This is a genomic window from Roseovarius sp. D22-M7 (genome assembly GCF_037083785.1).
Classification (GTDB): domain Bacteria; phylum Pseudomonadota; class Alphaproteobacteria; order Rhodobacterales; family Rhodobacteraceae; genus Roseovarius.
Map to the genome: position 1 here is coordinate 23,119 of NZ_JBAPKY010000030.1, position 26,602 is coordinate 49,720.

A 26,602-nucleotide genomic window follows, 5' to 3' on the forward strand; every position below is an offset into this window, starting at 1 on the left:
CGGGAGCCCGCGCATGACCACCACCGGTAAATCGACCCGCACTGTCACGCGGCGCCGTCTGCCGGTGGTGGTCGCCTCGGTGGCGCTTCTTCTCGGAGCCGCGCTGGTCTGGCGCGGCGCCGGTGACGACCCCTCGCTGGTGCCGCAGATGGCGCCCGAACCCGTCACCCTCTCGACCGGCGCGCGTCTCCACGTCCAGAAATACGAGGTGACCGTGGCCGAGTGGAACACCTGCCACGACCGGGGCGGTTGCGCCCTGCGCCTCCAGGTGCGGCCCGGGCAGGATGCACGCCTCACGCCGGCCACGGGGCTGAGCCATGCCGACGCGATGGAATTCGTCCGCTGGATCAACGACGAGACCGGCGCACTTTTTCGACTGCCAACGGCCAGCGAGTGGCGCGAGATCGCGCAACCGGTCCTGCCGGAAAAGGCCGACCCGACCTTCACGAATCCGTCCCTCGGCTGGGCCTCCGCCTACCTGACGGAGGGCAACGCGCCGCGCGGCCTGAAGCCTCAGGGCAGCTTCTCGACCTCTCCCGAAGGCATCTCCGACCTCGACGGCAGCGTCTGGGAATGGACGCGGGACTGCTATGCCGGCACGGCGGACCCCGGCCCCGCCGGGCGCTGCCCGGCCTACTTCCTCGGCGGCGAACACGTCGCGGCGATGTCGTTCCTCATCCGCGACCCGGCCCGCGGCGGCTGCGCCGTCGGAACACCTCCTGCGCACCTGGGGCTGCGTCTCGTGAGCGACCAGACGGTCCAGCGGCCCTGAGTGGCATTGGGATAGGCCACCTTTCCGGCTAGGGAAGCGTTCCTGTTAATTCTCCCCGCCCTGCTTGCCCAGTGTCGAGAGGTCGAGACGTCGATCGTATTCGTTCAGGACGATTTCCTGATCAGCGGTATGCGCCGGAACTCGTTTGACATCACCTACAGGATCGACAGCGCACCGGCCCAGTCGACCCGGTGGAATGAGCTGACCACGAACAAGGGCGCTGGCCTTTTCGGGTCGGGCTCAGAGGCGTTCCTTCGCGATCTCTACGACGCGGACGACTTTTTCATCCGCCTGACCGATGGAGACGGCCAGCGCCATGATGCCGAATTCGACCTCGCTGGGGTTCAGACCGCTGTTGAGGCTGTTGCCGGGGCTTGCGGTTGGTCAACGATTGACATGTCGCGAGACGACTACCGCGCCATACAGACCCTGCTGAACGCAGGCGGGTTCGATGCTGGCACACCAGACGGCGTCTGGGGCTCGGGATCGCGCAGCGCCATGCGCGCTTTTCAGGAGGACAACGACCTGCCCCCTACGGGCGCCCCTGATCGCGCGACACTCGAGGCGCTGGGCGTCCAACCCGGCAACTGACAGCCATTCTCGCGAAAGGACGCAAGCACGCACGGGGGCAATTCCCCGTGTCACCATTCGAGAGGGACCCGGTATGGAATTCATCATTGCAGGCGCAATCGTCTTCGGCATCATCGGATTTTTCATCGATGGCGGCAAAGGGGCGCTCTGGGGGGCTATCCTCGGTCCGTTCGGGTTGATCATCGCCGCCATCCTGAAGGGGAAATAGCTATCGACTTCGCTCGAGCATACAACGGAGACGCGCGCGGACGCCGCGAGGCAAGGCAATCGCGGTCAAAGGTCCAGTGCGCCGCGCTCGTTTACGAAGGTGGCGATTGCACTCAGCTCATGTGGTTGGCCTGCACCGTTGGCGCGCAGCTCGTCGAGTGCCGCATGCGCCTTGGTGAGGGTCATCCATTCCGTCTCCGCGACATCCGGCGCTGACCAGCGCTCTCGCAGCCAGGCTTGATACTGCGCGCGTTCGTCAGCCGAGAGCAGTTCGGGCGAATGAAACGCCACCAAGCGTCGGCCGAGTTGACGTAATCGCGGGTCTGAAATGCTGGCAACGATCTCCTGGCGCCGGGGCCAGTCCGCGCGCTGGAACTCTTTGAGCAGCGCCTTTTCGGCGTGACTGTAAAAGCCGCCATAGATCTGTTTTTCGACGGGAGGGGTGGGTGCCGCCGGATCCTCGGGGAAGCGCGCGGCCAGAGCCTGCGCAACCCGCGCCCGGAACGCGGGCGCATTGGCTATCACATCCGCCCGCTGCGCCTGGAGCGCGCTGGGCGCCGGCATGGAAAGCAGGGCGGGCGACTTGTTGATCGAGAATGACCGGATGAGTTTGGGGGTGGCGTCGACGGCGGTGCAGAGGGTTGCGTCATCGACAGCAAGAAGCTCAGCCGGATCGGCGGCATCCAGATCGAAGAACGCCGCCTGGTTCGGGTTGCTGGCCGAGGTGCCGCAGAAGCAGCCGACCGTTGCGCGCGGCAGGCCTCCACCGTAGCGCTCGACAAGCGCCATGGGCTGAAAGGTCTCGAGGCTGGCTCGGACATGGGTCTTGTCGCGGTTGGCCAGCAACTCTGTCCAGATTGCCGGGGCGCGCTGGGCGATCTGGCGGGCGATGTGGATGGTCGCCTCGACATCGCCAAGCGCGTCATGCGCATTGTGCGCGGCAAAGCCATTCAGCGGCGCGATGCGGTCCAGCTTGAAACGCACCCGGCCATCAGCGTCGACCGGCCAGTCGAACAGATCGGGCTGGCGATACCAGACGGCATAGAGCGCCGTCAGCATATCGAAGCGCGTGTTGCCGTTGAACTGCGTGGCAAAGACGTCGGGTTGCAGGTTCTGGTAGAAAGCCTGGCGCAGCATTTCCTCATCGAAGCGGATGCTGTTGAACCCGGTCCAGATTGCTGGCGACCATCGCTCAATCAGCGCGCCGACCTCCTGCGTGAACTCGAAGAGCGTGGGCAGAGTCGGATCCAGCAATTGCGCTGGGCGTACACCGGTGACGACCAGCGCCCAGGGCGATGGAATAATGTGCGGCGCGATGCGGCAGCGCAGATTGACCCGCTCGATCTCCCTGAAATCATCATCCGTCAGAATGGCGGCGAATTGCAGAGGCTGATCAAACGCGGGCGATATTCCGGTCGTTTCGAGATCGTAGAAGGCGAAGGTCATGCAGCACCGTAGCTTTTCGCCCGCGCCACGTCAGTAGCGGAGTGCCCCCGAGCGAGGCCGATCATTTTAGGGTGCACAATAAGCAGCCTCGCGCAGTCCACTCACCCCTCGGCCTTGTGACGCAGATTGATTAGCTTTAACCGAAATGAGGGCCCAACCGAAGGCAAGAACAAGGGGAGTGTGCAGATTGGTTGATGAGAGGATCGAGACGGCGGTTACGAAGCTCACCCGTCTGAGGGATGACATCGATGCATGTCGTGACATCCTCGAGCGGACAAGCCATGCCATGCTGCAGCGGCCGGCCCTGGGTGGACAGCTGATCGCGCTGATCTGTGCAGTGGATGAAGATGACCCGTCACTGGAGGCGCTCTCGGATCTGCTCGGCGCGACGCTGGACACGGCACGGATGGCTCAAGAGAACAGCAATGCACGCGGTGACGCCTTGCTCTCCGCTCTCACTGAGGCGGTAGAAATGGCCAGCGGGCAAGAGCGTCTGGTCGCATTCCACCGGATGATACTGGCAAGCGCCTGGGCGCGGAGCCGCTTGCCTGCCCCCTCGGCGCTGGAGCTGACAGGCGAGGACATCGATGCTGCCGGTCTGAATGCGCCTGCGCCCGACGGGGCTGACGCCGACGACATGCTCGACAAACTGTTCGGCGACCTGATCTCGCAGACCAATGGCGATGCGCATGAGATATACAATGCGTTGCGCGAAACCTTCCCGGCAATGCCTGCTGAGGTGCGCGCGAATGTCATTGCTTGGTCAGCCACCCGCCGCGAAGCGGTCCACGCTCAACTGTCTTGCCTATGGCTGCTGGACCCGGAGCCCGACGCCCGGCGGGTCGCGGCGCAGGCGCTGGCGCATGAGGCGGACGCACGAAGACTGTCACCCGAGCTTACAGGCAGGATGGCGATGCTGCGCAGCTGGATGCCTGATGACGACGCCCGAGCATTTCTGGACCAGGCCTTGAAAAACGCCATGAGAAACGGGATCACTCAGGGAGACCCGGCCCGTCCCTGGACCATCCACTCCATCCTGGCGACCCTGCCGGATGGCGGCGGCGCGCAAAGCGTCATGATCGCGCTGCAATCGGGGCAAAGCCGTAAGGTGGGGATGCTGTTGTTCAAGCAGGGCCACGGGGTTAAGGACGCCTACGCGCTGCCTTGCGGCTCGGCCACGGAGCAGAGGGCCCTGCGCGACCGACTTGTCGAGGAAACTGACGCCCTCGCGGTGCCGTTCTCTTGGCTGGAGTCCGCTCTTGGCATGGCGCTGGCCGATGGCCTGGCGGTCGGACGCCCCCCTGCCCCGGGATTGATCGACGTGGCCGAACTCTGTGGCCTCACGGCGCAGCGCCCGGAACCGGTGACGATCGACGAACTGATCGCGACGCTGCCAATGACGGAATCGATTGAAGGGATGTCGCCGCAGGCGCGGGGCAAGCTCATCAATGCCAGCGACGGCTGGTCGGAGCGCCATGAAGTCCTGCAAAGCTGGTTCGAGGAAAGCGATGCTGCGCATGCCGCAATGGCAGGTAAGCGCAGCGAGCGAGCACTGGAAACAGCGCTGTGGAAGTATCTAGAGACGCGACGAGACTTCTGGGCGCGACTGACCGGGCGGGCGGCGCAGGTTCTTTCGGCCGCCGATCACCCGGACGCCAAAAGCTTCACCGCGACCGCGATGGCGCTGAAGGGCGGGCGAAGCCTGCGCAAGGTCCCGATCATGGAGGACGTCCATGACCAAACCATCGGAATCTGGCTCGCTCAGGATGCCGAGGCAGATGATGACACGGGTCCGATCGAACTCGAGATGCGCGCCGCCGACCCAAGGCCGGAGCGCGAGGGCGAACTGGCACGCTTTCTGAAGGGATCTGGTATCAGCCCGGACTGGGTCGACGGGTTTCTCATGTCGGTCTCCTTGGCCCCAAAGCCCATCTCGCCAAGCCAATGGCTGCAAGATCTCATGGGCGCTGTGATTTCAAATCTGAACGACGACACGTTCCAACGTTTCGTTGATTTGATCATGATGCGAACCAATGCATCCCTGGACCAGGCCGACACGGAGGACGGCGTCGCCGTGGCGCTCTCTGCGCGCAGCGAGGTGGCGAGGCAAGACTGGGCCGCAGGGTTCAGCCATGCCTGCGGAGAGTTCAAATCATCCTGGCCTGCGAAGCTGACAGCGCCGGATGATCGTACGATGATCAAGAGGGTTTCGACCGCTGCGCAGACCGGCTTCAGTCCGGTCGAACTGAAGATCGTCAGCCAGTGGATCGCCGCCCGGCATAATCAGAATGCGAGCGGTTGAGACAGGTGCCACCGCTTCAGATGCAGTCCAATGCACGCCGATGCGCGTGAACGCCTGCCAGTGCAGTTTTTCTGGTCCGGTGTTGATGTGGCGTTGATGTAAACGCGCAAAGTGGATGTGGTATCAGAATACCATCAGACATGCGTTTGATTTGCTTGGGAAATTTGGTTGCGGGAGTAGGATTTGAACCTACGACCTTCAGGTTATGAGTCGTGTCGAACAGAGCATGAACGATTGCGCTCGGTTGCGTTTTTCTTCGACATTTCCGACACTTGGTGGCACCTGCCCTGCGCCCACCATGCGCGGGATTGCGCAGAACTTGGCAGCACTTTGTTCCCTCTTGCTTCCACAATGCTTCCATGTGGGCTCGGGGTGATGGTCGAGGTAGCAGGGCAATCGACGAGAACTCGTTGGGCAATCTGTTCAAGCCCCGTCCACCGTGGATATACCAAAACAGGGTTCCTGTGCTCAACGCACTCGGGGTGAAACTAACATTGTCTTCTCAAGTAGAGCTTTGCATCCAAACTATTTGGCGCAACACCCGGGCCTTGGGAGTCCTCAGTTTTCTCTTTCGTCACTCTGGCGCCGTCCAAGGTTGACTTCGTTGCATTGATCGGAAGCGGCGGTGCCGTAGAGGGCGCCTTTGCCAACAAGCTGCAACATGAACGCTTCGGAAAAATCTCTACTAGAATGCTGATAATGCTTCGCTGCCATTCGAAACCAAACACCGTCATCGTCAGGGTCAGGCAGCAAGGTCATGCTCGCAGAACCGGGTCCGGAATTGAAACCCCCACTTTTCCCTTCACTCCAGCCTTGGAAACTAGACCGCCGGAAAGTACCAGTGACGCCGTTGGCGAGATCTTCCTCGGCAAGGAACCAGATTTCTTCGAATTGTCCATCGCATTCCATCATTCCGTACCACTCGCCCAGTAGTTGGTCGAAACTTTCCAGTTCACCGGCCGAGAACGTCAGGCCACCGTTCCCTGGGGCGGCGGCCGTGCGCGACGGCGTGGAGCCTGCCGCTCCGCGGGTCGGCATCATCGTGCACCCACCGGTGGCAGGCCGCTGCATGAGCTCTTCGAATGTCGAGGTGCGCGGGATGTTGACGGCAGCGGCAGAGTAGACCTGCGCGCTCTCTGTATCGATAAGGCGAGCATTGACGCGAAGGTCTTCGCCAAAGTTACTCAGCGTTCCGACGAGCAACGTGTCGACGCCGTGCACACGACCGAGTTCCTTTGTTGTGTTCGCATCCACCGCACCGGAAAGAGACAATTCAAGTTCAGAAAAAATGCGGTCGAGCTGCGAGCGCTCGATAATCGACAGCTCATTGGCGGGCAGACTGAAGAGGCTCAAGACGAGTTCGTCCACCAGGAAATTGCTGAGCTCACTGCAGGTGTCGTCTACATGCGGAAAGGAGGCAATGGCGATTGTGGTTCGGTCGGCAGCTGCCGAGCGCGCAACGATCTGTTCGGCAAGTGAGTCGATACCTTCAGAGACGCCTGCCACAGCGCGCTCTGGCGAAACGGCGGTCACGCCCAAGATCGTTGCAACGAAAATTCCAACTGTCTGACAGGACTGCCCTGCGATTCTCAAGATATTTTTCACAATACCACACATTCTTACATCTCTCCGTTGATCCAAAGGCGGGTGCACGGACGCTGCGATTGTAAATCTCGGGCTCGCGTGAACGCGAAAAGGAAAATCGCCATCCGTTCAGTTCCATTCGCAATATCAATCATCGTATTTCCCAAGATACAGGGAACATCGTTCATCCCTGCCATCATCATGGAATTCACCGTAGAGGACATCCTTTGCGATCAATTGGAGTGGAACGCCGCGCTCGCTAATATTCAAGATGAAATTGTTTCCGATGCTGCCGCCAGACATGTCGTAAGAGAGCGTAGTATAACTACTTGACCCGCTTGTATGAGAGGAATGATAATACCTTACTTGAACGCTCACTCGCGACGGATCGCTTAGCCACATAGCACGATCCTCGACGACACTCTCGCAATTGAGTTGCCCTGACCAACTCCCGGCGAGCGAGGCTATGGCAAAATCTTCATCAATATCTGGAAGCGAAATTTCAAAATCTGGCGCGGGGCGGCTCTGCGTGGTCGACCGCCCACTAGTGCCTGCACTGCCTTCGGATGCTGCCATCGTACAGCCACCAGAGGCAGGCCGCTGCATCAGTTCTTCGAATGTTGACGTGCGGGGGATGTTGATCGCAGCGGCCGAGTAAACCTGCGCGGTTTCTGTGTCGATCAGCCGCGCGTTGACGCGCAAATCGTCGCCCAGATTCGTCAGCGTGCCGACCAGCAAGGTTTCGACGCCGTGCACGCGACCGAGTTCCTTTGTTGTGTTCGCATCGACCACACCGGAAAGAGACAATTCGAGTTCAGAAAAAATGCGGTCGAGCTGCGAGCGCTCGATAATCGACAGCTCATTGTCTGGCAGACTGAAGAGGCTCAAGACGAGTTCGTCCACCAGGAAATTGCTGAGCTCACTGCAGGTGTCGTCTACATGCGGAAAGGAGGCAATGGCGATTGTGGTTCGGTCGGCAGCTGCCGAGCGCGACACGATTTGGGCGGCGAGTGAGTCGATACCTTCGGCGACATCCGTAGACGCTTGGCCGGGCACGATCACAGCCGCTGCCAGTGCGGCAGCAGCGATGAGGTTTAGCCGCGAAGAGCCGGAGCGAACGTCTTTCGTGTCTTTATCCTGATAGTGTTTCATGCATTCATCCGTCTCGTACATTACATGGAGCGGCTGCTCTCAGAGCCTGTTAGACTGTTGCTTAAGCGTCAATCATCTTCGCGAATAGTCGAGTGCGCCGGATTCCAGATCATCAACCAAGGGCGCGCTTGCAATAGAGACCGCCTCGTCCAGCAACTCGGCGATGGCCTTTGTGGGCGACGCATCGAGCGGGACGCGTCGCAGTCGTTCGATTGTTTCCGAGATCGTTCGACGATCGACGAAACGCACGGCGCTAAGAGTGATAGTCACACTGACCAATTGGAAACGCAACGCCCCATCATCAATCATTTGTGGATTTTGAAACCTGCCCAAGATTGCCGCGTTCTCGGAATTGTCTACGTTCCGCACCTCCACAGTGTGGTCGAGTTCGATACGAATGTCGTGGTAGGTGTCAATTGGCGCATCGCGAACGACAGCAAGCGCATCGCTTTCTTCGAACCGCTCAGCCAGACGCGCGCGAAGGGCGGTCGAAAGATCAACCGATATATCGTCGGGTTCGGCGACCGCGACCACGAGCGGTTGCGGCTCGTCAACGGATGGGCAAACCTCTACACGAAGACTTAAAACGATGTTCGTGCCATCCATGTCCCCGATAGTGCGCTCCGCCTCGTCGATGACCTCCCAGCCCAGCACCCGACCACCACTGCGTATAACCAGATGGTCCCTTGTTTCCCGCTCAACACTGTTCAGAGAGCTGGTTGTTGCAGTTTGGGAACCACGTGCGATTTCCGCACCAGCCGCGCGTTGCAGTGCATCAACGACTCCGTCCCTGATAGCCGCCTCACGGGCCGTTTCCCTATCGGACGGAACAGAAAAAAAAGCCTCGCTGCGGAGCTCGACAACCTCGGGCGTATCACAGGCAGCGGCCGGCACCGGCGCAACCGCCGCTCCGATTGCAAGAAAAATTGGCACAATACAGGATGTCGAAGCACCGTGGCGACATGACTTGGAGCGCTTCGAAGCGTCAGTACGCATCCGGGTCTACCGCTTCGCTCTCGAACGTTCTGCCTGTCACATCTTCATCATCCGGGTCTGCCGCACTTTGCCCGGCTCCGCTGCCCATTGATCTGGCCGAGTCGATAGCGCCACCCATGCGCTCACCCATAGCCTGACTGGACGGTGACCAGGCCACAGCTACGATTGCAACATCCTGCTCCGTCTCTGGATGTTGAACCACTTGCCGCCAAATGGGCTGCGCGCCCGTGATCTGCACACGCCCGCTCGCGGACCGGATTGTCTGGACCTGTTCAGTCTCAATCTCCACACCGCGCTGGACGAGTTCAGCGTAGACTTGTGTGAGCTGAGTTGAGGCGGTCTCGCTCTCGAGTGTGACGTTTTCGCCGACGAAAGTGGCGATCTGTCCGAGAGCCAGATCTTCGGCCGTCGAAAGCGCGGCCCGGCGCGCCATATCAAGGTCGTTCGGGTTTACCTGAGCCGGCTCGGCTTGTGCGTATGAAATGATCGCGCGATCTCCATTTTCATCGATGAATACTCGCGTGCCCATGGCGGTAACAGCATCTCCAACCGTTGCGGGCATCATTTCCTCAGGGCTCATACGCGCACCTTCAACGGGCATGGACGTTCTGCCCTCGGCGATCGCGGCGGCAAGTGCGGACAACCGCGGCGACCAGACCATTCCCACAATAATTTGGTGGTTCGCGCCATCTGCGCTCGGACCTTCGATAACCCGGAAAGTTGTTGCACCAGCAATGACCCTCGAGGCGATGCGGTAGGTTGCCTGCTCGAATAGGTTTTCCAAGGCAACTTGCCGCTCTGGCATCGACATTTGCTCATAGCGTTGCGCATCATACTCAGGGTCTATATCCCGCAGTGCTTCGTCCAGCGTCCTTTCGGTCAACTCGGAGGCCTTGTCGAGAATCCGGGCCGTCTGTTCGACTTCCTCAAGCCTCTGAACCTGTCCCTGACCGAAACTTGCGTTCGACACGAAGCGGGTATTTCCTGTCTGCTGCACCCGCTGGCCCATTGCCGCCACCAGATCGGCCTTTGCGCGTGCGAAGGCAACATCATGCGCCACTCGCCGAGACTCGATCCAGCCAGGAGCGCCCTTGTTGATTGCGACTGTCGCAAGGCCGGAGGCGATAAACACGTTGCGGGGATTTTCACCCTCTCTCAGCCCTGCGTCATCCAGCACTCCCCGCCAGCGTTGCTCGACTTCCGAGCCGTATTCTCCATCGAGCGGCTGAAGGGCACGCTGCTCAACTTCATCCAAGGCGTCTTCTTCTGAGACGGCTGTGCCAGCATCCTCTTCGAGTGGTGTCTCCGCTGCGTTGGTCGCGTCCGACTGGTCCTGCGCATACACCAACCCAGGCTGCCCATTTAGGAAAAAAAATGATGCTGCGAACAGTGGCATCATGATGCTCAGTTTATCTTGATAGTATCTTGGCATGCTTTGCCTCCGAAAACTCTACTTTTGACGCGCGGCAGTTGCCTTCAAAAAGGAGAACGCGTCGACTGATTCTGACAGATGCCGAACGATTCATCATCGTAACTGACCGTGCCCCAAATTGCCTCGTCGATCAACACTCGGGTCCGTCACTACAGTTCGGCATACATGAAGATGGCGCATCCCCCAGTGGATGTCAGATGTGATGACCTTGACCGAGGCCACTAAGCGCTTCGCTGAGCTATGCCCGGATGAGTGACACCGTTTTAGCTTATACCATCCACCCCCCACCCCGAACAGACGCGCAGCACCACCCACGCAGAACCGCGCAACTTTTCCTTTTTCTGCGCAATATCAATGTGTTCGTTGACTATCTCGGCGCCTTCCGCACTGTAGAGCGGAAAGAACCGGAAGGCCTCCCACCATGCCCAAGATCACCAAACGCCTCGTCGACGCCCTCGAGCCCCACTCCGCCGAATACTTCACCTGGGACAGCGAGATCCCAGGCTTCGGGCTCAGGGTGCTGCCGAGCGGACGCAAGGGCTACGTGGCCCAGTACCGTGCCGGACGCCGGTCCCGGCGGATCAGCCTCGGGCCCAGCACGGTGCTGACCTGCGAGCAGGCGCGCACCCGCGCCATCGCCATCGTGTCCGCCGCGCGCAATGGTGATGATCCTGCCGCCGAGCGGGACGCGGGGCGCAAGGCGATCACGGTCAAGGAACTGGCGGAGCGGTTCGACAAGGAGCATATCGCGATCCGCGTGAAGGCGAGCACGGCCAAGGAATATCGTCGGAACCTCGAACGCTTCATCCTCCCCGCCCTCGGCAGACTGACCGTCAGCGGGATTACCCGGGCCGATGTGGCGAAGTTCCATCACGACCTACGTCACATCCCCTATCAGGCGAACCGCTGTCTCGAGGTGGTGTCCAAGATGTTTGTGCTGGCCGAAATGTGGGGGCTGCGACCGGATGGGTCGAACCCCCGCAAGCACATCCGGAAATACCCCGAGGAGAAGCGCGAACGCTTCCTCAGCGCGGCCGAACTGCGCCGGATCGGTGAGGTCCTGCGTGAGATGGAGGCCGAAGGGATCGAACTGCCCTCTGCCATTCTTGCCGCCCGCCTGCTGATCCTGACCGGCTGTCGACTGAACGAGATCATGACGCTGAAATGGGCCCACGTCGATCTGGCCGAGCGCGTTCTGCGCCTGCCCTTCACGGTGACCAACTGCTCGGCGGTCAGCTGCTTGAGCCATTCACCATCGGCCCATGTCGGCAGATGCACCGTTCCAGCCGGGAACGCGGCCCCGGCCGTGATCTCCTCTGGTGTCGGCCGCTCCTGCCGCAGGAAGCGATAGGTCTCGGCCTTGAAGGTGGATGTTGCCACAGACCACAGCCGCGCGCCGCGCCGCAGACGTTTCCCGCCGATCGTTGCATCGACATAGGTTGGACCCGTCACCGGGCTCGCGCGATTGAACCCCTCGAGACCCTTGACCGGAGCCACCTGCGCGAACCCAACCTGCCGCGCCCAGCCATAGACGGCGCTGGTCTCAAACCCCGTGTCGATGGCCAGCTTCGCGATGGTCAGGTGCTGGCCGGAGGCATGCGCCCATGTGCGCCCCAGCAGATCGGTCAGCTTCTGCCAGCAGGCCGGATCGCCCGGGCCGCCCTCGATGACGATGTGATCGACGAGCCAACTTTCCAGCCCGCGGCCCCAGGCCCAGACATCGATCTCGATCCGGTCCTTCTGGACATCGGCGCCCGCGGTCAGGAACAGCCCGCCAGCCGGCACGGTGCCCGCTTTCCACTCTTCGCGCCGCTCGACCAGCCGCTGCCAGTCCGGCGCTTCGCCGGTCTCGAACCAGGTCTCGCCGAGGATCGTGTTGCGAAACGCGCGCATGGCCTCGTCATTGCCCTGTGCCGCTTCCCACGCGCGCGCGATCCGCGCCCATGAGAGCCAGCCGATCGGCGAATAGAGCGCCGAGAGGTGATAGCCCACAGTGTGCGGATCCTCCGACTCCGCCGTCGCGCGCCAGTCGCCCTCCGCCAGCATCGCCGTCTTGTGATGCTCGGCAATGGGCGCGTCGCAGCCCTCGCAGTAGTATTCTGCGGTGTCCGGCTGGCCTTTGTCCCATCGCAGCCGCTCGAAGCGCAGCCATTGCACATGCCCGCAATGCGGGCATGGCACGTGATAGCGGCGCTGGTCGCTGGCCTCGAACTCGCGCTCGATGCGGCTCAACCCCCGTATCGTGGGCGTCGAGATCAACAGCGCCTTGCGCCGATGCGCGAAGGTCAGCGAGCGGGCTTCCGCGAGGCTGACCGGATCGCCTTCCTCATCGGCCGAGGCCGGATAGGCGTCGACCTCGTCGAGAAACAGGTACCGCGCCGGGGTCGAGCGCAGCCCCACCGCCGAATTGGCCCCGGTCATGATCAGGATGCCGCCCGCGAATTCCTTCGAGAGCATCGTGTTGCCCGCGTCGCGCGAGCGCGCCGGCTTGATCCGATCGCGCAGCTCCGGGCTTTCCTCGATCAGCGGATCGATCCGCTGGCGCGAGTTGCGCTTGGCCAGCTCCACCGTCGGCTGCACAGCCAGCATCGGTCCCGGCGCGTGATGCATCACGAAGCCGATGAAGCAGTTGCCGGCTTCTGTCGCGCCCACCTGCGCGGCTTTCATGAACACCACCCGCTGCACCGGACTGACCGGCGAGAGCGCATCCATGATCTCGCGCATGTACGGAGTGCGCGCGGTCTTGTAGCGCCCGGGCTCAGCGCTCGCGCGCGACGACAGCCAGCGGTGCCGGTCGGCCCATTGCGACACCGTCAGGTCCGGGTCGGGCCGCAGGCCCCGCGACCAGGCGCGTAACAGGTCGTTGGCGCCATCGAACCCCGCGACATCGTCATCCAAGGCCGCTGCGGATCTCGGCGAGGCTGTCGAGCTGGGCGCGGACATGGGCTTCCAGAACCTTCTGCATCACCGCCGCCTCCACCGTGATCCCCTCGCCGAGGGTGGCCGCCAGTTCCGAGGCCATGAGCGCGGCCACCCGCGCGGGCCAGGTCACCCAGGCATCGCGTTCCTCGCGCGCCAGCCGGAAGATCAGCGTCTCCGCGCGCGCCTTGTCGACAAGGTCGCCTTTCAGCTTCTGCAGCCGGATGCGGCGCTCCTGCGCCTTGAGCACCTCGTTCGCGGTCTTGGCCTGCAGGAAGGTCGTGCTGCCGCCGACGGCCGGCGCGGCCATTCCCTGCTCCTTGAGCGTATCCCCCACCGCAGAGACCGCGGCCTCGGGCACCGGCTTCAGCTTGGGCTTTGCGGCTGTGGTTCCCTTTGGCGCGGCGCGGGATTTCGACGGGTCCGTCGTCTCGGCACGCCGCATGTCGGAGGCCTCGACGTCGATGCTGCCATCGGAGTGCAGCACCAACCGCCCGGCATCCTTGGCCTTCTGGATCGCTCCGCGCGACAGGCCAACGCGGGCGGCATACTGGCGTTCGCTCAGGCCCTGCATGGCTCACCCCGCGCCTGATAAAGCAATGGAATTGCTGCGATTTCCGTTGATTGTGTTCCGCCCCGGAGCGAACGTCGATCCACAAGCACGATGCAACTCACCACACGGAGCCACCGAAATGACCAGCCTCAACCCGATCACCACCCCGCGCCACCAGCTCCGCGCCGAGAAAGCGCGGAAGAACAAGGAAGCCGCGCTCGCCGCCTTCATCGGCAAGAAAGCCGAGATCGACGAGATGCTCGCCCGCCTGCAGACGCTCAGCGACGACCATTTCGACTGCCACCCCGACGAGATCAGCTGGGGCGACGTCGGCACCCTCGGTCATTACGCCAGCCTGCTGAAGCGCATCACCGACAGCGCCTTTGGCGAGGGCGAACACGCGGAATAACCCTCCCGGCCCAGCCTTCTGAGCGGCCCGCCAGCATGGCGGGCTTCACCCGGTAGAAGCTCCTGCATGTCGCACGGGCCGAAACCGGAGACCATCCATGACCCAGATCCAGCTATCCGACGCCCAGTCCGTCATCCTGTCCACCGCCTGCGCGCGCGACGACGGCGCCGTGTTTCCCGTCACCACCACCCTCAAGGGCGGCGCGGTCGGCAATGTCTGCAAGAGCCTGCTAAAACGCGCGCTCATCGAGGAAATCGAAGCGACCGACCTCAACACTGTCTGGCGGCATGACGAAGAGCGCGGGCCCATCACCCTGCGCGCGACGCCGCTGGCCTACATGGCGCTCGGGATCGCGGACGACACAAGCGAGGCGGTTCCCGCAGAAACCGCGACTGCGCTCGCGCCCAAGACCGTCCGCCACCGGAGCGGCACCAAGCAGGAGGCAGTGATCGCCATGCTGCGCGCCGAGGGTGGCGCGACCATCGAAGAGATCGCTGCTGCCACAAACTGGGCGAGCCACACCGCGAGGGGCTTCCTGTCTGGTGCGCTGAAGAAGAAGCTCGGCATGACCATCACCTCCGAGAAAGTCGACGGACGGGGTCGCGTCTATAAATTACCCGCAGACTGATCCGGCGCACACTCCAGCGTTGACGATGCCGTCGCCCCAAGTGGGCGGCGGCTCTCGTCTCAACGGTCCGTCTTCCTGAACACGCTGTACTGGAAGCTCTGCCGATTGCCCTTTGGCGTGATGTGCATATGCCGTGTGGCGTCGATCTTCTCGAACTGGCCCGGACACAATCGGTCGAGTTCCTGCGCCAGATCGTCAGGCGCGTAGCGAACCACCGGTAGCCCCGAGCACATCTCGGGCCCGTCATCGGCGAAGGTGGCGATGATCGCGATGCCGCCGGTGGGGAGCGCATCGGACATGGCGCGCGCGTATGCGGCACGATCTTCGGACCCGGTCAGAAAATGAAACACCGCGCGGTCATGCCAGACCGCGTAGTCCCGGTCGGGGTTCCACGTCGTGATGTCAGCCTCGACCCATGTCACGTGATCGCTCTGCGGACCGAGGCGCTGCTTGCTCACGGTCAGGGAGGCCCCGGAAAGATCCAGCACGGTGAGTGAGCCCAGACCCGCCTCAAGCAGCGCGTCCACCAGACGCGATGCTCCCCCGCCGATGTCGATGAAGGCATTGCCCGGTTTCAGATAGGTTCGCACGAGATCCACCGAGACCTCGGGCGTCGCCTCGAACCACGTCAGTTCGTCTTCTGCACGCGTCTCATAGACACCGTCCCAGTGTTCCTGTCCATCCGTCATCATCGCTGAAACCTCCGTTGCATGCAGAGTGTAGCGGAACACGGTGACGCAGAACACCGGACGTGATCGGCCGGTAACGTCAACAGGCCCGTAATCTGACCATCTCTGACCACCGCGGGCACAGCCCGCCACGCTGCAGCGGCACCACGGCAGGATCAGCGATCTTCAATGTCGAGCCGGTCGGCGATTTCCGAAACGATCATGCTCGGGTGTGTGGCCAGCACGATGCACACTCATCAGCCCATTCGCCCAACGCCGGGCGTGGCGCGCCGCGCGCTCGGGTCAAAAGGCACTTGTTTCATCGTCGCGGCATGGCGATCTTGCCAGCAACGTGCGCCCTAACCTCGAATGCCGTTTAACATGACAGGATCTTTATGAGCACGCCACTTGCCGATCTGCCCCGCGAGACGCGCGCGGCGTTGAACATCCGCGCGACTGCGCCGGGGTTGCTGCATCTGGCCGGTCATCTGGGCGCGATCATGGCGACCGGCACGCTGATCGTGCTGCAACCGCCGCTGTGGTGGCTGGCGCTGCCTGTGCATGGCGTGCTGATCGTGTTCCTGTTCACGCTTCAGCACGAATGCACCCACCGCACCCCCTTTGCCAGTGACCGCCTGTGCGATCTTGTGGGGCATGTGATCGGTCTTGTGGTGCTGAACCCCTTTTTATGGTTCCGCCCTTTCCACTTCGCCCATCATCGGCACACCAACCGCCCAGGCGATCCTGAACTGGACGGGCCGCTCTTGGAGACCCGCGCGCAACGGCTATGGCATGTCAGCGGCATCCCCTACTGGCGCGCTCAGCTCGCCCTCTTGATCCGACTTGCATGCGGTCGCGAGACCCCGGCCTGGTTGCCCGCTGCAATGCGCAGCCGCGCAGAACGTGAGGTCCGGATCCTGTTGGCGATCTATGCCCTGGCCTTGCTGACGCTGGTGTGGTCGCCCTTGGTGCTTTGGCTCTGGATCGTGCCTTGCCTGCTGGGCCAGCCGGCCCTGCGGCTTTATCTGCTGGCCGAACATGGCGACTGTCCGCAGGTGGCCGACATGCTGGAAAACACCCGCACCACCTTCACCACGCGAGCGGTTCGGGCCTTGGCCTGGAACATGCCCTACCATGCCGAGCATCACCTGGCCCCGCAGGTCCCATTCCACCGCCTCCCCGCGCTTCATGCTCTGATCCGGGACCGGTTGCGCGTCACCGCACCGGGCTACGCTGCATTCACACGAGACTACCTTGCACGCCGATGATGGGCTGCGGGGCCAATGTCGTGGACGAAGAACGTATCGGGCGGGATTTCCATTTGCGGCGTACATGAATCACGGATCGCATCGAAGCCGTCCTCCCTCAGCGGCGCGTCAGAAGCGCCGCCATGTTTCAAACACCCGCCGCAGCAGGTAGCCACGCGCCAGCGAGACGCCAACGAATACCAGCCCGATGGTCATGTGCTCCGCGAGCCCCGTCTCGATCCCGAACCATGGGAACACCATGATCTGGGTGGCGATGGCCAGCACGTAGCCGACGACGACATTCGTTGCGGCCTCAATCATCGACATCATGCGACTCTGCGTCATCGCGCTCCCTCCGACAGACTTTCCAGAAACGCCGTCACGAATTCCGCCGCGAGCGGCGGCACGATCGCATTGCCGTAGCCCCGCAGCAGCCCCATGCGGCCGGGTATCCCATCAGCCAGCGGGAATGTTCCGGACTCAACGGGGCGCCAGCGGCCATCGCGGCAGAGCAGCCAGTCCGGATCTCGCCAGACGCCGTCCGTCGCGCCGGTCCCGGCGGGGTCGGCGCCTTCGACCAGTCCAGCAGGTTCACCGTCCTGCGGCTCGCATCGGTGTTCCCGGCCGCGTTGTAGTTGTGCGTGGCCGGCGATCCGGCCATCGCCGTCGGCCAGCCCGCCAGCCAGACCTGCCGGCCGAGCAGCGCGTTGATCGGCACCGCCCGGCATTCCGATCCGTCCTTGTGATCCCGCGCCGAGGCTGTCGCCCAGCCCGCCCGTCTCAAGGGCGATGGCGCCGAAGAACAGGCGCTGGCGGATATGCGGTGCGCTGATGCCCGCAGCCGGCAGATCGGCCGCCGCGACGGCGTAAGATGCCGCTTCCAGCGCATCCGCCAGAGCGTCGAACCACGCCCAGTCAGCCGGATCCTCAATTGCCGCGCAAGTCGCTCCGCCAACGCGTCCGAGTACTGTCGCGCTCGCGACCTGCTCGCCGAACACGAAGTCCGGTCGGCAAGCGGCGACGAGGCGCAGGAAGGCTGGCGCGAGATGGCGGTCATCGTTCTGTCCCTTGCGCTGCCCGGCCTGGCTGAACGGCTGGCAGGGTGGCGAGCCGGTCCAGACGGGCAGATCCTCGGCCACGCCCGCGAGGCGCAGCGCATGAGGCCAGCCGCCAATTCCGGCGAAAAAATGACATTGCGTGAAGTCGCGCAGGTCCTGCGGCGCGACCTCGAGAATGGAGCGCGCGTCCACCTCGCCCGCGGGCAGCAGACCGGCCGCGATCAGCTCCCGCAGCCAGGCGCAGGCGGCAGGATCGGCATCGTTGTAGTAGACGGCCATCAGGCGGCGGCATCGGCCTTGTCGCCCAGCCGCTCGGCCTTCAACCGAGCGAACGTCCGACCGTCGCCATCTAGGATCGCGTCTTTCCCGGTCTCGGCCTGCCAGCGCTCCACCGCCACATCGACATAGGCGGGGCTGATCTCCATCGCGAAGACGCGGCGACCGTTGGCCTCGCCCGCCATTATTTGCGAGCCGGAGCCGCAGAAGGGCTCGTAGCAGAGCCCGCCTCGGGCGACGTGCTGGCGCATGGGGATGCCGAAGGCGTCGAGCGGTTTCGGCGTCGGATGGTCGGGACGCTCGTCCTTTGTGAAGCTGGGCATCTCCCAGGTCGAGGGAAGCGTCTGCTCGGCGACCTTCGGCGGGCGGTTCGGACGGCGCCAGCCCATGAAGCAGGGCTCGTGCTTCCAGAGGTAATGCGACCGGGTCAGAACCCCACGGTCCTTCACCCAGATGATCTGCTGGTGCACGAAAGCACCCGCCTTCTCCCAGCAGGCTTCCAGCATCGCCTGGCGGCGGGAGGCGTGCCAGCAATACCAGGCAGCATCTTCGGTGATCGCTTCGGCCACAGCGGCGGCGATGAAGCCGTCGTAGAGTTCCGCGCCCTGCGAACTGTCGTCCCAGGTCGTGCCGTAGGACGCGGACCAATCCTTGCTCCGCGTCGGGTGGTTCGATCCGTCGTAATCGACGAGATACGGCGGGTCGGTGGCGAACAGCACCGCGCGTTCGCCATTCATCAGGCGGCGCACGTCGTCATGGCTGGTCGAGTCCCCGCAGAGCAGCCGGTGGTCGCCGAGGATCCACAGATCGCCCGTCCGCGAGGCCGGGTTGCGCGGCGGCTCCGGGATGGTCACCGGCGGCACGGAGCCCCCGGCGCCACCTTCTTCTTCACCGCCCCCGTCCGGATCGAAGGCCAGCAGCTTGTCGAGTTCGCCGTCGGAGAAGCCGACCAGCGAGAGGTCGAAGTCGTCGGCCAACAGATCCTGCAGCTCGGCCGACAGCAGCTCTTCATTCCATGGCGATTCAGCAAGCCGGTTATCCGCGATCCGGTAGGCCCGCCGCTGCGCCTCGGTCAGGTGCCTGAGCACGATCACCGGCGCCTCGGTCAGCCCGAGCTGTTCGGCCGCCAGCACCCGCCCGTGCCCGGCGATCAACTCGCCGTCCTCGCCGACGAGGCACGGCACGGTCCAGCCGAACTCGGCCATGCTGGCGGCGATCTTCGCGACCTGTTCCGCCCCGTGCTGCTTGGCGTTCTTCGCGTATGGCTGGAGCCTGGCCAGCGGCCACTGCTCGATCCGCTCGGGGGCGAAGGCGAGGGTCATTGTCCCAGCCCTCCGCCGTGCACGCAGCCGCTCACCGTGGCGAAGCGGCCTCCCGCAGGACGATGATGATGCCGCTCATAACGATGATCAGGGCGCCCACGATGGTCCAGAAGGCCAGCAGGTCGCCCCAGATCAGCCAACCCAGCAGCGTGGCCCAGATCAGCGCCGTATAGTCGAAAGGCGCGACCACCGCGGCAGGCGCCAGTCGGAACGCCTGTCCGATCAGCGTTATCCCGAGGCTCCCCAGAATCGCGATGGCGACGAACAGCCACAGGTCGCCAGCCTGTATCGGCGACCAGACCCACAGCGCGAAGGGCGCGGCGTAGATCATCGGGAACAGCACGACGAACAGCATCATCGTCCAGAGACCCTCGCCCGGACCGATCCATCGAGCGGACATCATGAACAGCGCATAGAGGACCGCCGCCCCCACCGGCAGCAGCGACGCCGCCTGGAACCCGGCCGCGCCCGGCTGCACCACGATCAGCACGCCGACGAAGCCCAGCAGGACCGCCCCCCAGCGCCGCCAGCCCACCGCTTCGCCCAGAAGCGGCACCGAAAGCGCTGTGATGAAAATCGGGGCCGAGAAGATCAGCGTCGTCGCCTCGGCCAGCGGCATGAAGCTCAGACTGATGAAATAGAGATAGGCGCCGAGCAACATCAGCAGCCCGCGTGCCGCGTGCAGCCCCAGGTGCCTCGTGCGCAGGGCATGCGGTCCCCGCAGGATCAGCGCTGCCGCGGCGACCATCGGCATCGCGATCAGGTTGCGCAGGAAGAGGATCTGCACCGGGTCGTAGCGGTCCGTGAGCACCTTGACGATGGCGTCGTTCGCCACCAGAAACGCCACGCCCGCGCAGATCGTGAGGATCCCGCGGGAAATCTGATTGGGCTCGGTCTGCGGCTCCACGCGCATGCACGATCTCTCTGGCGATCCCTGCCGGTCCGGCTACCAGATGTGCCGCAGGGTTGCGAGTGACGGCAGATACCATCGGATTGCTCTCCTGGTTGTCGATGAGTGCAGTTCGGGCGGCGTTGGCGACGCGACCGGCGTCACCGCGGTCGGCGGCAAGCGCCGGGGTGGACCCCGCTGATGCGGAATCCAGTGGACCCCAAGGTGGACTCCCAAGCGCTAGGTATCCACCCCGGAGTCCACCTGCCAAGCGACTGTTATTGCGTGGTTATTTCAGGTTTCGAGGGTGGACTCCGACCGGGGTGGACTCCCAAAAAAACGGCCCTGACGCTGGCGAAATTGCGCGCTGCGCCCCCCAGCATACGAAGTGCACGAAAAGGAACCGTAAAATCAACGGCTTACGGGTCGGCGGAGTCAGTTGTGGCGGTCAAGCGATGGGCGTTTGCCCGGCTTCGAACTGTCTCCCCTTTGGGCCCCGTCTGGACCCCGAACTGGACTCCCGTTGGACCCCGGAATCCAGCGGTGCAAGCCATCAGCCCTTTGCTCATGTCTCGTGCGATCATATCCCGGTTGTAGGCCTCAGAGCCGGTTCGTGAAACCCGTCCGAATGTCTCACCGATAATTCCGTCACAGGAGGATTTTCCTTGACAGCCGATCGGCGTTCTCGATCACGAACCGCCGTGATCGCTTGGCGGACGGCACACGACCGTTGAGCCGCCAGGTGATCAGCGCGACGCCGTATTGCCAGTGCCGGTTGGCCGCCGGGCGGCTGAGCCCGATCTCCCATGTGATCTTCTTCCACGGCTTGCGGTTGGCGCGCAGCCAGACGATGCGGGCGTCGTCCCGCTCCAGCCAGCGCAGCCAGAGCATCGCCTCCTCGGCCTCGGTGATCATGCGCGGCGTGGGGCGCGGGCGGCGCGTCTCCGGCTCTTGCCCCACGTGATCGGCGAAGCTGTGGAAATACTCGGGCCACGCGTTGAAGTAGCCGGTGGGCTTCACCGCGGGCAGTTGCGCAAAGACATCAGCGGCGAGCTCCAGCCGGTCCTGTACGCGGCCTGTGGTCCAGTCAGTCATTGCGCACCTCCCGGAGGGCGGGGAGTTTGCCGTACAGACGCTCGCCGAGTTGTCGCACCAGTTCCCGCTCTGGCCAGGTGAGGCGATGGTCGTCCAGCGACACCGCCAGCATGTGCAACTCGTGCCAGCCGTCGCGCCTGACCTGCTCGGGATCACGGCGGTGACCGCCATAGCCTTTCGGTGTGAACTGCATCCCGGTCATGCCAGCCCTCCCTGCGTCTCGATGGCCCAGAGCAGGATGGCGATGGCGTCGGCCTCGTTGTCATCTGCGGGCGAGAACCCGCGGTCGCGGACCGCATCGATCATCGCCTGCTTTTTTGCATTGCCCTTGCCGGTGGCGTGACGCTTGATGGTGCCAACCGGCACGCCGGCATAGGGAATGCCACGCAGTTCGGCCCACGATGTCAGCGTGGCCATCAGACCCCCATAGACGTGGCTCGCGTCGACACCCTTGTGATTTCTAACCTCTTCGAACCAGATCGCCTCGATCTGGCCGGACAGCCGGTCGAATTCCGTCAGCCAGTTGGTGAACCGCAGATACCGCATGCCGCCGCCATCGTAGCGGCCGGGGCGAAAGCTGGCCGTGCCGCTGGTGATCAGGCCATCATGGCCACGGATGGCCCAACCGGTTGTAGTGCCGAGGTCGAGGGCGAAGATCGATTTCGCGCCGCAGTGAGTCTCAGGGCGCGCGTCGGAAAGGATCTGGTCTTGTACGTTCATGTTGAAGGCTCACGAATTCGAGTGGGCCTTCGGCTTTGGTCACCCAAAATTTAGCAGCCGAAAGCCGCGTCCCCAAGCAAAATCGACCAGGAGAACATCCCTGGCCTACGAACGGCCTTCACGGCGCCCCTGTCCCAACCTCAAAGCGCGCTGTCCCAACCTTCACAGGGGGTTGGGACAGGCTTTTATCATTCTATTACAATGCTTTGTCAGAATGTGGTCCCAACCTCGGTGTCCCCAACGGGGTCTCTTCTCTTTTCGTATAGAAAAGCATGTTCCCGACCTTATTTGGTATTCCCACATGAATGTGTAGCAAAAGGTTGGGACCACAGGGTGAGGTTGGGGACACAGTTGTTTTTGAACGACTTTTCGTGTCCCCAACCCCCCTCGGGAGGTTGGGACAGGGTTGGGACCAGGGGGAGGTTGGGACAACAAGCTGTCCGTCGAACTGGGCAGTTTCAACCCGGAAGGATAGCCACCGTTCGCCGCGTCATGCATCAAAGGCCGCGGTGCGCAGAAAGTACCATCTGCAAAGTCGAAGCGCGTGGCAGTATCCAACGGGCCCGACCGGCCAGACGATCTATTCGCGACCAATGCGGCGAACGACCGCCGTCAGCCTATAGCGGAAGCGCTGGTCCATGCTTGAACCGGCGAAAGCTGACCTTCGTCGAGGGTCGACAAACTCGCATGCGGACGTCCTGCCGCTCGCTGCAAACCCAGAAGAAGCTACTCTGGGCTGCGGTTATGCATACTAACCGCCATATGAAAATTCATTGAAGACTCCTGACGGCAGACTTTCAAACTGCACACTTTGGCGCACGGTTTTCTGAAAAAGTTATAGCGCTATTTTCGGTCGAATAAGAACAAGACATGGACGACAAGAAAAGCTCGACATCTGATGCAACGTCATGACGGTTCCACCAATTGGCTAAAAGCGCGCAGATCATTCGCGTCACAAACATTTATCGGCTATACTGTGTTTGGCTTGTGCTAGGCGCTATGGGCCCTCAGGCGCACGCACACATTTGACCTGAAGGAAAGACCTTATTCAGATTCACTGAGAGGCTTGCAAAATGAATAACGTTGATACGATCAAAGATATTGCGTTAGCAGCTATCAACGCCGCAACGCATCCAGACCAATGGACACCCTTGTGTGACGTGATTGCCGAAAGCCTTGATGCGAAGGCATTCATGGTATTTGCCTATGATCTTGAGAAACACGGCACATCGGTGTCCCATGTTTCGGCACGCTTGAGGTCAGCTGAAGCCGTTGCACTGCTTAACGAGGTGCAAGACGGCACTGCAACCGAGGACGCCCCTGGATATGAAGCAATCAGCAAGACTGCTACTGGTCATGTTATCGGCGAGCGGGACGCTTTTGCAGAGGCCCCCGATGGGCCATTGCCGACCAACGGGTTTCGCGAGCGGGCGCTTGCCATAACAGGCGCGCGCAGCCGGAGCGCGGTAAAGTTGAACATGCTTGGGCCATTCCTCGATTGCGCAATTTCCCACGATGTTGAACCCGGAGGGCAGCCATCCAAAAGCATGCAGCAAGCTGCGCCGTTTTTGGTGCCGATTCTAAGCCGAACGCTCGAGTCCACGCGTGTTGTAACCGCTCTGACTAGGAGTTATGCAGGGCTATTGTCGCTCTTTGACCGGCTCGATTTTGGCGCGGTCTTCTGTCACCCTTCAGGGCTGGTTATGAACGCGAACCGAACCTTCTCGGAGATGGTCGCCGAAAAAGATGGCCTGTCATATGGGGGGGGCCGCATCCAAAGCATTCTGCCAAGCAACAATCCTTCGCTAGACGCGGCCCTCAAGTCTGCGATGCGTCCAACGGCGGGGCCCGATCCTCTGACGTTCACCCTGTCGCGTCGCAGTGGCAGCCTGCCGTTCGTCTGCCATGTAATGCCCGTCAACGAGACCGATGTAGCACACGATACCCTGCTACTCCTACTGGTCATCGACCCGGAGAGCTCCGCGCGAATTTCGGCTCAGGGGCTCGCAGCTTTCGGGGCGCTTTCTCCGGCCGAGCTCGACGTCTGCCACTTTCTTGTCCGCGGATTTTCAACGGATAGGATCGCGGAACTCCGAGACACGTCGCCAGAAACAGCAAGAGGTCAGATCAAGGCCGCAGCGGCAAAGCTTGCGTGCCGCGGGAGGATGGATCTGCTACGGCTGGCTATGGTGAGTTCGTTTCCGCTTCGTGATGATTGCGTTTATCCCCCATCTGGGGGATGACAACGCCCTTGAAAGATCTGAGGCTTTCGGGGAATTCGTCAGCATCCGGAGGCCTTACAATGAAATGCGAACCAACCTCGGTACATTGGTCGCCATCGATAGCAGTGGTGGCCACTTGGACTGCTAGCGCGCTCCTAGCGCTTACCCCTGTCGCGGCGCCCGCCGCGACGGTCCTCTCCGCTGAAGCTTTCGTATCCCCATTGAACGAGGATGCGGTGCAAGACGCAGAAACGTCAAGCGATGCCACGGCGGACAGCGTCGTAGATGCGTCTGCATCGGGGAATGGCACCTTCTTCGGCACAACCGTGGAAACACATGATGCCTCGGCGTCTATAGATTACCGCTCGGGTGCCCTAAAGGCCCGGGGCGAAGCGACAAGCCTGTCGGATGCTGTGGGCGGCGGTGGCACCTCTGTCGGGATCGCCCGGCTTTTCGACGAGATCACCTTTTCCGTGTCTCCCACGGCCACTTCCAGAGACATTACTTTTCTCTGGCAAATCGACCGGACGATCGTTGGACCTGACGGTGCCTCTGTTTCCGGGTTCTTTCAAGTGCGCGACTTCGTAAGCTCCTTCGGTAACACGCTCATCAACGACCAGTTCGTTGGTATTCGAGCGTTTACCGACAGCGGCACCTATAGAAACGAGGCTACAATCACTTTGCCCGACGTCCCAACTTCAGAGTTGCCGGTCCTACGACTGGAATACCTGTTGACGGCACAGGCGCGCATTTTCAGTGTCCTCGTCGATGGCGGCACCTCAACTGACACGCGAAGTGCCCTGGCGGATGCTGGCAACACCGCATACCTAAATATTATCACTCCAGAGGGCGTCTCTTTCGTTGGCAGCGGCGAAGGATTTCTCTCAGAGGCACCCGATCTTCGAGTACCTGCGCCGATCCCATTACCTGCAAGTGGCTTTCTCCTATTTGCGGCGATCGCATTCTGCGGACTTATTAAAAACTGGAGATTGTAACCGATTCCTCGACCCCAGTATTTCGATGCAATCGATGGAACAAGGCAAGGGCTGCAATGCCGAACGCCATAAGAGGAAGGGGAGATGGTAAGGGTACGACCGCAGAATTTCGGCTGTGCGGCTCTACGCCTTGCAGATAATCGAAGCCGGAATCAGAGCGCACCGAGGTGGTCACCTGATTGCCGTTCGTATCAAAAACCGTCCCGCCAAGAACGCGCAGGCTATTGCCGAAAGATGTCTCGGCGGAACACGTGGCGCTGAGTCCCAGAGGGACACTGTTTGTTCTCGCTGTGCAGTTCGCGAACACGTCGACCGAGAAAGCGATTGTCGCAAATCCACGGTCGATCGGAATGACGACGTCCCGGATCGTGTCAACGGAGGTGTTATCCCGGGCATTGTTGACCCCGGTTGATTCATCACGGAGGAATCCGATCACACTAAAGTCTACCGCGTTCAGCGTGTTTCTGACTGTGAAGGCTCCACTAAGATCATATCCGGTCAGATTACCGCTCGCTGAACCAGAGACAGAGCCACGTATGTCCACAGGGACGACGAATGACCCTTTCTCAATCCCGAATGTGAGCAGGTCATTAAAGAAAGCCCCTGCCTCCGACGTCGGAGTGGTTACTGTGCCTGACGTGGCGCTGCCGTCGAATGCTTGTCCCCCGGTGACGCCCGCCACTGCGCGCAATGATCCAAAGGTGGCTTCCGCGAATGCCACTTGCGGCCCATAGAGACCCTGACCAGAGCAATCCGACGAGACTGACGTGATTGTCGCCGCTACTTCGCCAGTCCCGATGTTTCTTTCGGCATTTACATCATTGCAGTCAGCGCCACCCGAACCTCTGACACTCAGAGTAGTCACTAAGGTCGCAGACTGCGCTGCGCTGGCCAGCCCTAATGTGCTAGCAAAGGCCATGGCGAAAAGCTTGTTTTTTTCGGAAGTTGGGAACACGGCTTCACTCCAAGTGTTTAGATGGATCTTACAGACCTGTATAGATTAGACGTTCCGGAGGAATTGTTTGTGACCTGCCCCCCGGAAGTTCCCTCGCTCTGATGTAGAGTCTGCCCAACCTGAAGGAGCAGACGACATGAGGAAAAGCCGGTTCACCGAGGCGC

Annotated in this window: 25 protein-coding genes and 1 pseudogene; 10 read left to right on the plus strand and 16 right to left on the minus strand. The window is 62.1% G+C overall.

The features are described from left to right. The first annotated feature begins 13 nt into the window (after nucleotides 1–13). The 3 genes from V8324_RS13695 (at nucleotide 14) to V8324_RS13705 (ending at nucleotide 1,571) form a co-directional block, all read left to right on the plus strand. The gene (locus V8324_RS13695) at nucleotides 14–772 is read left to right on the plus strand and encodes a formylglycine-generating enzyme family protein (RefSeq protein ID WP_336420490.1); all 759 of its coding nucleotides are present in this window, start codon (nucleotides 14–16) and stop codon (nucleotides 770–772) included. A 129-nt stretch (nucleotides 773–901) separates the two neighbouring features. Continuing rightward, complete coding sequence (locus tag V8324_RS13700; protein ID WP_336420491.1) at nucleotides 902–1,363, plus strand: peptidoglycan-binding domain-containing protein; 462 nt, start codon at nucleotides 902–904, stop codon at nucleotides 1,361–1,363. Between the two features lie 73 nt (nucleotides 1,364–1,436). Beyond that, nucleotides 1,437–1,571, plus strand: a complete 135-nt coding sequence (locus V8324_RS13705) for a hypothetical protein (RefSeq protein ID WP_336420492.1) — start codon at nucleotides 1,437–1,439, stop codon at nucleotides 1,569–1,571. Between the two features lie 65 nt (nucleotides 1,572–1,636). Here V8324_RS13705 and V8324_RS13710 read toward each other — a convergent pair whose 3' ends face one another. Next, nucleotides 1,637–3,016, minus strand: a complete 1,380-nt coding sequence (locus V8324_RS13710) for an exonuclease domain-containing protein (RefSeq protein WP_336420493.1) — start codon at nucleotides 3,014–3,016, stop codon at nucleotides 1,637–1,639. Nucleotides 3,017–3,203: 187 nt separating this feature from the next. Between V8324_RS13710 and V8324_RS13715 the strand changes: the two genes are divergently transcribed. After that, nucleotides 3,204–5,318 carry a UPF0149 family protein gene (locus V8324_RS13715; RefSeq protein ID WP_336420494.1) on the plus strand — a complete coding sequence of 705 codons (2,115 nt, stop codon included), beginning with the start codon at nucleotides 3,204–3,206 and terminating at the stop codon, nucleotides 5,316–5,318. Nucleotides 5,319–5,876: 558 nt separating this feature from the next. Here V8324_RS13715 and V8324_RS13720 read toward each other — a convergent pair. The 4 genes from V8324_RS13720 to V8324_RS13735 form a co-directional block, all read right to left on the minus strand. Next, nucleotides 5,877–6,935 carry a FlgO family outer membrane protein gene (locus V8324_RS13720; RefSeq protein ID WP_336420495.1) on the minus strand — a complete coding sequence of 353 codons (1,059 nt, stop codon included), beginning with the start codon at nucleotides 6,933–6,935 and terminating at the stop codon, nucleotides 5,877–5,879. A gap of 114 nt (nucleotides 6,936–7,049) precedes the next feature. Beyond that, a complete protein-coding gene (locus V8324_RS13725) occupies nucleotides 7,050–8,054 on the minus strand; it encodes a FlgO family outer membrane protein (RefSeq protein WP_336420496.1) in 1,005 nt (334 codons plus the stop codon). Between the two features lie 72 nt (nucleotides 8,055–8,126). Continuing rightward, nucleotides 8,127–9,050 (minus strand): hypothetical protein, encoded by a 924-nt coding sequence (locus V8324_RS13730; protein ID WP_336420497.1) that lies wholly within the window; start codon nucleotides 9,048–9,050, stop codon nucleotides 8,127–8,129. Beyond that, complete coding sequence (locus tag V8324_RS13735) at nucleotides 9,040–10,482, minus strand: hypothetical protein (RefSeq protein ID WP_336420498.1); 1,443 nt, start codon at nucleotides 10,480–10,482, stop codon at nucleotides 9,040–9,042. Before V8324_RS13735 ends, V8324_RS13730 begins: the two co-directional genes overlap by 11 nt. Nucleotides 10,483–10,903: 421 nt before the next feature. Between V8324_RS13735 and V8324_RS13740 the strand changes: the two are divergent. After that, nucleotides 10,904–11,302, plus strand: a pseudogene (locus tag V8324_RS13740) (Arm DNA-binding domain-containing protein); the annotation flags it as partial. Between the two features lie 74 nt (nucleotides 11,303–11,376). On the opposite strand, the gene V8324_RS13745 reads toward V8324_RS13740, so the two are convergent. Next, entirely contained in the window at nucleotides 11,377–13,425 is a 2,049-nt protein-coding gene (locus V8324_RS13745) for a phage terminase large subunit family protein (RefSeq protein ID WP_336420499.1), read from the minus strand. Beyond that, nucleotides 13,373–13,975, minus strand: coding sequence for a hypothetical protein (locus V8324_RS13750; RefSeq protein WP_336420500.1), 603 nt, complete (start codon nucleotides 13,973–13,975; stop codon nucleotides 13,373–13,375). The genes V8324_RS13745 and V8324_RS13750 overlap by 53 nt, the downstream gene beginning before the upstream one ends. Before the next feature lie 118 nt (nucleotides 13,976–14,093). Here V8324_RS13750 and V8324_RS13755 point away from each other — a divergent pair, with 118 nt between their 5' ends. Both V8324_RS13755 and V8324_RS13760 read left to right on the plus strand, forming a co-directional pair. Continuing rightward, nucleotides 14,094–14,363: a hypothetical protein gene (locus V8324_RS13755; protein WP_336420501.1), complete on the plus strand. Its 270-nt coding sequence runs from the start codon at nucleotides 14,094–14,096 to the stop codon at nucleotides 14,361–14,363. A gap of 97 nt (nucleotides 14,364–14,460) precedes the next feature. After that, nucleotides 14,461–14,991, plus strand: a complete 531-nt coding sequence (locus V8324_RS13760; protein WP_336420502.1) for a DUF3489 domain-containing protein — start codon at nucleotides 14,461–14,463, stop codon at nucleotides 14,989–14,991. A 59-nt stretch (nucleotides 14,992–15,050) separates the two neighbouring features. On the opposite strand, the gene V8324_RS13765 is transcribed toward V8324_RS13760, so the two are convergent. Further along, the gene (locus V8324_RS13765) at nucleotides 15,051–15,683 is read right to left on the minus strand and encodes a class I SAM-dependent methyltransferase (RefSeq protein WP_336420503.1); all 633 of its coding nucleotides are present in this window, start codon (nucleotides 15,681–15,683) and stop codon (nucleotides 15,051–15,053) included. Between the two features lie 371 nt (nucleotides 15,684–16,054). On the opposite strand from V8324_RS13765, the gene V8324_RS13770 reads away from it, so the two are divergent. Then, complete coding sequence (locus V8324_RS13770; RefSeq protein WP_336420504.1) at nucleotides 16,055–16,927, plus strand: fatty acid desaturase; 873 nt, start codon at nucleotides 16,055–16,057, stop codon at nucleotides 16,925–16,927. A gap of 108 nt (nucleotides 16,928–17,035) precedes the next feature. On the opposite strand, the gene V8324_RS13775 is transcribed toward V8324_RS13770, so the two are convergent. The 7 genes from V8324_RS13775 to V8324_RS13805 all read right to left on the minus strand — a co-directional run bounded on the left by V8324_RS13775 (nucleotide 17,036) and on the right by V8324_RS13805 (nucleotide 22,266). Next, complete coding sequence (locus V8324_RS13775; RefSeq protein ID WP_336420505.1) at nucleotides 17,036–17,251, minus strand: DUF7220 family protein; 216 nt, start codon at nucleotides 17,249–17,251, stop codon at nucleotides 17,036–17,038. Further along, entirely contained in the window at nucleotides 17,248–18,243 is a 996-nt protein-coding gene (locus V8324_RS13780) for a DNA cytosine methyltransferase (protein ID WP_336420506.1), read from the minus strand. Before V8324_RS13780 ends, V8324_RS13775 begins: the two co-directional genes overlap by 4 nt. Beyond that, the gene (locus V8324_RS13785; RefSeq protein ID WP_336420507.1) at nucleotides 18,243–19,562 is read right to left on the minus strand and encodes a site-specific DNA-methyltransferase; all 1,320 of its coding nucleotides are present in this window, start codon (nucleotides 19,560–19,562) and stop codon (nucleotides 18,243–18,245) included. Before V8324_RS13785 ends, V8324_RS13780 begins: the two co-directional genes overlap by 1 nt. A gap of 31 nt (nucleotides 19,563–19,593) precedes the next feature. After that, nucleotides 19,594–20,475, minus strand: a complete 882-nt coding sequence (locus V8324_RS13790) for a DMT family transporter (protein ID WP_336420508.1) — start codon at nucleotides 20,473–20,475, stop codon at nucleotides 19,594–19,596. Nucleotides 20,476–21,099: 624 nt separating this feature from the next. Then, nucleotides 21,100–21,546, minus strand: a complete 447-nt coding sequence (locus V8324_RS13795; RefSeq protein ID WP_336420509.1) for a DUF6362 family protein — start codon at nucleotides 21,544–21,546, stop codon at nucleotides 21,100–21,102. Then, complete coding sequence (locus V8324_RS13800; protein WP_442970540.1) at nucleotides 21,539–21,748, minus strand: hypothetical protein; 210 nt, start codon at nucleotides 21,746–21,748, stop codon at nucleotides 21,539–21,541. Before V8324_RS13800 ends, V8324_RS13795 begins: the two co-directional genes overlap by 8 nt. Next, complete coding sequence (locus V8324_RS13805) at nucleotides 21,745–22,266, minus strand: crossover junction endodeoxyribonuclease RuvC (protein ID WP_336420510.1); 522 nt, start codon at nucleotides 22,264–22,266, stop codon at nucleotides 21,745–21,747. The genes V8324_RS13800 and V8324_RS13805 overlap by 4 nt, the downstream gene beginning before the upstream one ends. Nucleotides 22,267–23,339: 1,073 nt before the next feature. On the opposite strand from V8324_RS13805, the gene V8324_RS13810 reads away from it, so the two are divergent. Together V8324_RS13810 and V8324_RS13815 are read left to right on the plus strand one after the other, a co-directional pair. Then, the gene (locus tag V8324_RS13810) at nucleotides 23,340–24,509 is read left to right on the plus strand and encodes a helix-turn-helix transcriptional regulator (protein WP_336420511.1); all 1,170 of its coding nucleotides are present in this window, start codon (nucleotides 23,340–23,342) and stop codon (nucleotides 24,507–24,509) included. A gap of 215 nt (nucleotides 24,510–24,724) precedes the next feature. Then, nucleotides 24,725–25,483 carry a hypothetical protein gene (locus V8324_RS13815; RefSeq protein ID WP_336420512.1) on the plus strand — a complete coding sequence of 253 codons (759 nt, stop codon included), beginning with the start codon at nucleotides 24,725–24,727 and terminating at the stop codon, nucleotides 25,481–25,483. Here the strand turns inward: V8324_RS13815 and V8324_RS13820 are convergent. Next, nucleotides 25,464–26,438 (minus strand): hypothetical protein, encoded by a 975-nt coding sequence (locus tag V8324_RS13820; RefSeq protein WP_336420513.1) that lies wholly within the window; start codon nucleotides 26,436–26,438, stop codon nucleotides 25,464–25,466. The genes V8324_RS13815 and V8324_RS13820 overlap by 20 nt on opposite strands. Nucleotides 26,439–26,602 lie beyond the last annotated feature (164 nt).

Coding starts and splice junctions, on each gene's coding strand:
- V8324_RS13695 (WP_336420490.1), top strand. CDS start 14: ATGACCACCACCGGTAAATCGACCCGCACTGTCACGCGGCGCCGTCTG.
- V8324_RS13700 (WP_336420491.1), top strand. CDS start 902: ATGCGCCGGAACTCGTTTGACATCACCTACAGGATCGACAGCGCACCG.
- V8324_RS13705 (WP_336420492.1), top strand. CDS start 1,437: ATGGAATTCATCATTGCAGGCGCAATCGTCTTCGGCATCATCGGATTT.
- V8324_RS13710 (WP_336420493.1), bottom strand. CDS start 3,016: ATGACCTTCGCCTTCTACGATCTCGAAACGACCGGAATATCGCCCGCG.
- V8324_RS13720 (WP_336420495.1), bottom strand. CDS start 6,935: ATGTGTGGTATTGTGAAAAATATCTTGAGAATCGCAGGGCAGTCCTGT.
- V8324_RS13725 (WP_336420496.1), bottom strand. CDS start 8,054: ATGAAACACTATCAGGATAAAGACACGAAAGACGTTCGCTCCGGCTCT.
- V8324_RS13730 (WP_336420497.1), bottom strand. CDS start 9,050: ATGCGTACTGACGCTTCGAAGCGCTCCAAGTCATGTCGCCACGGTGCT.
- V8324_RS13735 (WP_336420498.1), bottom strand. CDS start 10,482: ATGCCAAGATACTATCAAGATAAACTGAGCATCATGATGCCACTGTTC.
- V8324_RS13745 (WP_336420499.1), bottom strand. CDS start 13,425: ATGTCCGCGCCCAGCTCGACAGCCTCGCCGAGATCCGCAGCGGCCTTG.
- V8324_RS13750 (WP_336420500.1), bottom strand. CDS start 13,975: ATGCAGGGCCTGAGCGAACGCCAGTATGCCGCCCGCGTTGGCCTGTCG.
- V8324_RS13755 (WP_336420501.1), top strand. CDS start 14,094: ATGACCAGCCTCAACCCGATCACCACCCCGCGCCACCAGCTCCGCGCC.
- V8324_RS13760 (WP_336420502.1), top strand. CDS start 14,461: ATGACCCAGATCCAGCTATCCGACGCCCAGTCCGTCATCCTGTCCACC.
- V8324_RS13765 (WP_336420503.1), bottom strand. CDS start 15,683: ATGATGACGGATGGACAGGAACACTGGGACGGTGTCTATGAGACGCGT.
- V8324_RS13770 (WP_336420504.1), top strand. CDS start 16,055: ATGAGCACGCCACTTGCCGATCTGCCCCGCGAGACGCGCGCGGCGTTG.
- V8324_RS13775 (WP_336420505.1), bottom strand. CDS start 17,251: ATGACGCAGAGTCGCATGATGTCGATGATTGAGGCCGCAACGAATGTC.
- V8324_RS13780 (WP_336420506.1), bottom strand. CDS start 18,243: ATGGCCGTCTACTACAACGATGCCGATCCTGCCGCCTGCGCCTGGCTG.
- V8324_RS13785 (WP_336420507.1), bottom strand. CDS start 19,562: ATGACCCTCGCCTTCGCCCCCGAGCGGATCGAGCAGTGGCCGCTGGCC.
- V8324_RS13790 (WP_336420508.1), bottom strand. CDS start 20,475: ATGCGCGTGGAGCCGCAGACCGAGCCCAATCAGATTTCCCGCGGGATC.
- V8324_RS13795 (WP_336420509.1), bottom strand. CDS start 21,546: ATGACTGACTGGACCACAGGCCGCGTACAGGACCGGCTGGAGCTCGCC.
- V8324_RS13800 (WP_442970540.1), bottom strand. CDS start 21,748: ATGACCGGGATGCAGTTCACACCGAAAGGCTATGGCGGTCACCGCCGT.
- V8324_RS13805 (WP_336420510.1), bottom strand. CDS start 22,266: ATGAACGTACAAGACCAGATCCTTTCCGACGCGCGCCCTGAGACTCAC.
- V8324_RS13810 (WP_336420511.1), top strand. CDS start 23,340: ATGAATAACGTTGATACGATCAAAGATATTGCGTTAGCAGCTATCAAC.